This is a genomic window from Shinella granuli, from assembly GCF_004341885.1.
GTDB lineage: Bacteria > Pseudomonadota > Alphaproteobacteria > Rhizobiales > Rhizobiaceae > Shinella > Shinella granuli.
Genome location: NZ_SLVX01000064.1, coordinates 1 through 5,312 on the forward strand (window position 1 = coordinate 1; position 5,312 = coordinate 5,312).

The window sequence follows — 5,312 nt, forward strand, 5'->3', positions numbered from 1 at the left end:
CGACCCGATACGACAAGACACGAAAATCCTTCTCGGCATTCCTCGCCCTGGCAGCCGCAAAGATATGGCTGCCATACTTTGTCAACAGGACCTAGGCTTCCTCCTGCCGACTGAAATGCCAGATCATCTGGTTCAAAAAACTCGGTACCGGGCTGTCAGTCTGCGTGCGCGCATGCGGGGCGAGGGGCACGATCCGTGCCCCTCCTGCCACCGGCACGGGCCGCAGCAGATGCACATTCTGCGCATGGCTTGCCGCTCCGGGCTCTCTGTCATCGGCGATCACTGTATAGACATTGGCCTCACCATTGAGCCGATCACGAATGAAGATGATTACCTGGCCGCGCGGGGCCTCGATCATCCATCCGTCGCGCTTTTCCATCACGGTGCTGGCCACCTTCAAGAAGCGGCGCAGCTCCGCCGGATTGCGGGAATGAGAGACCGCACTGGTGCTGTGCTCGGTCTCTTCGACCTGCACGGCGCTATTCCCGACCGGCGAGACGTCGAGCAGAACATACTTCTTGCACCCGCCGTCAGTCCGCACTGCCAAGAACTGGCCGCAGAGCGCGTCGCGTGCCGGCAGATGGCGCGGCGCGGCCTCTCCGAAGAAGGCCGCCAACTGGCGCGCGGCATCCATTGTCGCTTGCGCTTCGCCGAGATCAGCCCCGTTCAGATAGTGCTGCTCGGTCAGGAAGGCGGTGATGGCATCCAGCCGCTCGACAGTCGGTGTCTGCAGACCAGCGGCAAACCGGCGCAACGCCTCGCCAAGTATTTCTGAACTGACTTCCTTCTCGTAATAGGCCGGGGATACGGATTCTGCGTCCAGGATATCCATCGCCACGCGATGCCAGGGACGCTTGCGCCCATTGGTGCGCGCCTCGCTGCGGTAGCGGATCAGGCGGTCTCGGAGCCGCCGCAGGACGGGGTCGGTATACTCCATCAGATGCGCTTTCAACGGACGCGGTTTGCGCGCGGTTTTACTGCCGCGACAGGGCTTACTTTCCTTTCAGAACAGTCAAAGCGCAAGCTGATTTGAAAGGACGAGAGCAATGGAGATTTTGAAGCAGCCTTTCGAAGGTGAGCCGGAGACCCGCGAAGTCTCCACCGCTGACGGGCAGACTGAATATCATATCGCCGTCAAAGAGCTGACGCCTCTTCGCGCGCGGGTGGCCGATGTCGCGGATGTGCTCGTCGGGCTCTATGTCACCGGGCTCATCATCGCCCTGTTGTTGAACGACCCTCATCAGGATTGGGCGGCTCTGGTGACAGCCGCCCTATTCTTCGGCCTTTACTGGCGAGCGCGTCCCGGTCTTCGCGACAGCTTCCGCAAGAAAACAAAGCTACGGCTGAATGCTGAGCATATCGCGGTCTGGCAGTCTGGTGGCTGGGTCTGTTTCGACCGCAAGCTGCCTCATCGTTTCGGCATCCTGCAGCACGATTATGCCCCGATGGAAAAGCTGAAGTACGAGTTTGAGCGGCAGAAGGCGGCGATGAAGCGCAAGGTGCTCTTTCGCAAGCCCTATTACGGCGACTCCTTCATCGTCTGCCTGGAGTATCTCGGCCAGCGCCAGGACCTGGTCACTGTCTATGGCCGGAAAGAAGCGTCTGCGGTGGTGGCGCGGCTGCAGGCCTGCGACGAGATCATCGAGTCCCGCCTGCGGCAAGGGCGCGGCGCGGCGATCGATCCCGCCGATCAGTGGGGTCATCAGCCTGGCGATCTGGAGACGTTTACGTCTTCGATCCCGCACTAAATTCAGCGCCCGCTAAGCGGGCGCGAAAATTTCTGCAAAGAAAACCGCCCGGACCCAACGGTCCGGGCGGTTTTTGTTCAGGCGGCAATCGCTTTGGACTCGGCCTGCGCCTGCGTGCCGGCCAGAAAATCTGCGGCGCGCTGCGCGTGCGCGGCGGCGCTGAAGATTGCGCGCTTATCCCCCTTCAGCACGTCCAGCCATGACGCGATATAGGCGGCATGATCGCCGCGCAGCTCCGGCGTCAAAGCCAGATCAGCACAAACAAACGCCGCGCCGAGCTCGGCGACCAGCTCTTCCATGGCATAGCCTTCATCACCCCAGCGCTTGCGCCCGAAATCACGGTCCAGCCGCGAGGGGTGCCGGGTCCAGTGCGTCAGCTCATGTGCCAAGGTCGCGTAATAGCTTTCTGCATCGCGGAAGGCTTCGAAGGGTGGCATCTGCACCCGGTCGAGCGCCACGCTATAACAAGCCCGGTATCCGCCGTGGCTGATCTGCGCGGCAACGCTAGCAAAGAACCGCTCCGCCGGTTCAATGCGTGCCACCGGATCAAGAACCGGCTCTTGCAGGGCGTAGAAATGCGCGGGCAAGCCTTCAACCTGCTCGGCATTAAAGACGGTGTATCCCTTCATGAAGGGAATATCGCGCTCAGTCTCTTCGCCGGTGCTTTCGTCTTTTTCAGACCGGGTGACGGTGTTCGCATAGACGACGGGCGATCCCTTCTCACCCTTGCGGACCTGCCCGCCCAGCTCCTGTGCCTGTTTATAGGTCAGCCACAACGGGGCGGCGAAACCCTTCTCGACAGCAGACGCCCACAGCATCAAAACATTGATGCCGCGATAAGCGATGCCGTTAGCGCGCAGCGGGCGCGTAATCCGCCCGGCGGCATGTTCAGCGTTCCACGGCTTCAACCAAGGGCAGACGCCCTTTTCCAGCTCAGCCACGATCTGATCGGTTACACGTTGATAAATATCGAAAGTCATTTGCCTTTCTCCTTTGGAAACGGGTTGCGCATGCAACCCGACTAGCCAAAGCGGCAATGAGCGGGGGATCGGCGGTCAGGACCGCTGCCGGGGAAAGGGGTATCACCCGGCCTGCACAAGCCCCGCCTTCGGGGTGCGGAAGGTAGGGGAACGCCCCGGCAGTGCCCGTAGCCAAGCGGAGGGCTTGGTCTTGACGGCTGTGGGGCCGCAGGCCCCCTCTTTCTTGAGAACTTGCGCGCGCAGCGGCGCTCATTGATTACGCCAGGGATCGTCACCGGATGGCCGAGACGCGCGCGCGGCTCGGGGGAAGCCAAAGGCGCAGCGTAGAGCCCGATCCGCGCCTGCGGGGGCGCTACAAACTGACTCGTCTCACAAGAAGAAAAACGTCAGTATCGGCGAAGCCACGCCACGGGAGCACAGCCATGAACTTCGATACATGGAAAGACCTGCCATCAAGAAAGAAGGCTATCTGGCCAGCAGCCAGCAAAGGCTACATGGAGCCCCAGCAGATGGTGATGATCAGCCTCGATGCTGATCTCGCGGCCTGGCTCGTCCACTACATTGTGGGTCAGAGTTCCTTTTCCAGCGATCTGGAAGAAACGATCATAACCGCGCTGCGTGTCATCAGAGGTGACTTGAATTCCGATCAGCTAAAGGAGCTGCAGATGCTCGCACAGCGGCGTGGGGCCACGCCAAAAGAACCTTGACGGTCAAACCTGCCACAAGAAATTTGTGGCAAGTTTGTTTCCAGAATGTCCCGCACATTAAGTTACTCAAATAATTGAAAAAATCAGTGCCGCGACGTTCAGCTCCTTAAAGGCTGACTATCAGATTTTTCTTGCCACAAACTTGCCACAAGTTGTGGCAGATTTTGAAGAACTATTGAGGGTTTCTGCGGGTTACAGCGGACTCGGTATTTGTGGCAAGAATCCGAGAAATTGGCCGTTTATGGCAATTGAATGGTGTCTAAGTCATTGATTTTAAAGTGGAGCGGGTGAAGGGGATCGAACCCTCGACATTCAGCTTGGGAAGCTGAGAAGGAAGCCATGGTTTCTGCGGGGTACAGAGGACTCGCCACAGATTTGCCACATCAAATTTTCGGTAAGTTGGGAATAGGAAAAACGGTGCTTCCGGAAATATAAACTTGCCACAAAAGAAGCGCGACACCTTTTTATTATTATGCCACGCCTCGCTTTCTAGCGCAAATCATACAAAACAGCAGAATATACGCGTAAGCGCACCGCATTTGCAGCATCCCGGTCCTCGTAATGTCCACTTACGCAGTCATTAAACCCGTTAACGTACGCGTTAGTGGACATTACGCTTCGCGGCGCTTTTGCGTCTCAAGGGGCGTCCTTTCGAGCTCCACTCAGCGTTGGTAAAATCTCATTGTATATGGACTGTATCTCCACGGCCTCTGCATCGGTGAGGCTGGCAAACTCGCGCTCGCGTGCGCGCTTGGAAAGCGTTCCATCATTCTGTCGCAGAAAGCGGAATAGCAGGTCCATAACCCTGTCAGGCATATCGACAAGGGCGGACACTCGCTTTTTGAATGTATCGTAGCCGGCAAGGAAGGCCGTTTCCGCTGGTAGATCGACATCCACCGTCCGTGCCACACAAGAGAATAGGAACTCCGCATGCGGGGTCGCATCGAAGAAGCGATAAAAATCAGCGGTCTCGTTGAGCACTTCGACATTGCCACGCTCCGTCGCCGCCCAGCGGATCAAAGGTAGCAATCTCTGCGAGTAGCTTTCCAATGTGCGCCGATAATCATCAATGCGATCGAGGATCACGGCGGATACCGGGAACACAATGCCAGACGGGTTGAAACCCCGTGCGGCCAGCACGTGATGAATCAGGAAACGATGAAGGCGCCCATTGCCGTCTTCAAACGGGTGAATATAGACAAAGCCAAAGGCCAGCACCGCAGCAGCTATCACCGGATCAAGCTCGGGAGCTGCCAGCCGGTCGAAGGCGGTCAGGCCATTCATCAGCTCTTCGAGATCATGATGCTTGGCACTGATATGATCAGGGATCGGCGTACCGGTATTCCGGTCATGCTCGCCGACAAACCCGCCTTCAGTGCGCAAGCCCAGCTGCACGAAACGCGCATCGCCGATCACGATACGCTGCAGGCGTAACAGCTCATCTAGATCGATCGAACGTCGCCCGGCTTCGCCGATGACCTGACCCCAGCGCTGAATGCGATCCTGCGGCGGATCTTCCCCTTCGATCTCGAAGCTGGATCGCGAATCCTTCAACAGAAGGAAAGCGGCGGTCCGCGCCAACAAATCGGCAGGGACATCCGCAACGAGCGCGCGCGCCTGCGCGGCGAGATTGCGGTCAACATACGCATTCAGTTCCCGCGTCCTGAAGATCATCGGACAGAATTCAGGAGTGCCTGGCAGATTGTTCTTCACGCGATGGCGGGTGGAGTTCGAGCCGGTGATCGCCCATTGTCGCTCAGGATCAACGACGAGCGCATATGCGTGCAAATTCCGAGGCAAACCGCCCCCTGATTCCGAAATGATCTCGCCCCTCCATTCCGAGAAATAGTCGCCCCCTTGTTCCGAGATGATGCCGC

5 protein-coding genes and 1 pseudogene are annotated in these 5,312 nt (G+C 58.3%); 3 read left to right on the plus strand and 3 right to left on the minus strand.

What is annotated here, in order from left to right; all coding sequences use genetic code 11:
* Window positions 1-95: pseudogene (locus tag EV665_RS33390) on the plus strand (IS5 family transposase); the annotation flags it as partial.
* On the opposite strand, the gene EV665_RS31600 reads toward EV665_RS33390, so the two are convergent.
* Window positions 92-937: a hypothetical protein gene (locus EV665_RS31600; protein WP_133037212.1), complete on the minus strand. Its 846-nt coding sequence runs from the start codon at window positions 935-937 to the stop codon at window positions 92-94. The pseudogene EV665_RS33390 and the gene EV665_RS31600 sit on opposite strands and share 4 nt — an antisense overlap.
* Window positions 938-1,046: 109 nt before the next feature.
* Here EV665_RS31600 and EV665_RS31605 point away from each other — a divergent pair, with 109 nt between their 5' ends.
* On the plus strand, window positions 1,047-1,748 hold the full coding sequence (locus tag EV665_RS31605) for a hypothetical protein (RefSeq protein ID WP_133037213.1): 702 nt from the start codon (window positions 1,047-1,049) through the stop codon (window positions 1,746-1,748).
* A 77-nt stretch (window positions 1,749-1,825) separates the two neighbouring features.
* Here the strand turns inward: EV665_RS31605 and EV665_RS31610 are convergent, their stop codons facing one another.
* On the minus strand, window positions 1,826-2,728 hold the full coding sequence (locus EV665_RS31610; RefSeq protein WP_133037214.1) for an ArdC family protein: 903 nt from the start codon (window positions 2,726-2,728) through the stop codon (window positions 1,826-1,828).
* A 422-nt stretch (window positions 2,729-3,150) separates the two neighbouring features.
* Here EV665_RS31610 and EV665_RS31615 point away from each other — a divergent pair, with 422 nt between their 5' ends.
* Entirely contained in the window at window positions 3,151-3,435 is a 285-nt protein-coding gene (locus EV665_RS31615) for a hypothetical protein (RefSeq protein WP_133037215.1), read from the plus strand.
* Window positions 3,436-4,071: 636 nt separating this feature from the next.
* Here the strand turns inward: EV665_RS31615 and EV665_RS31620 are convergent.
* On the minus strand, window positions 4,072-5,312 hold a 1,241-nt coding region (locus EV665_RS31620), incomplete at its 5' end, for a Fic family protein (protein ID WP_133037216.1).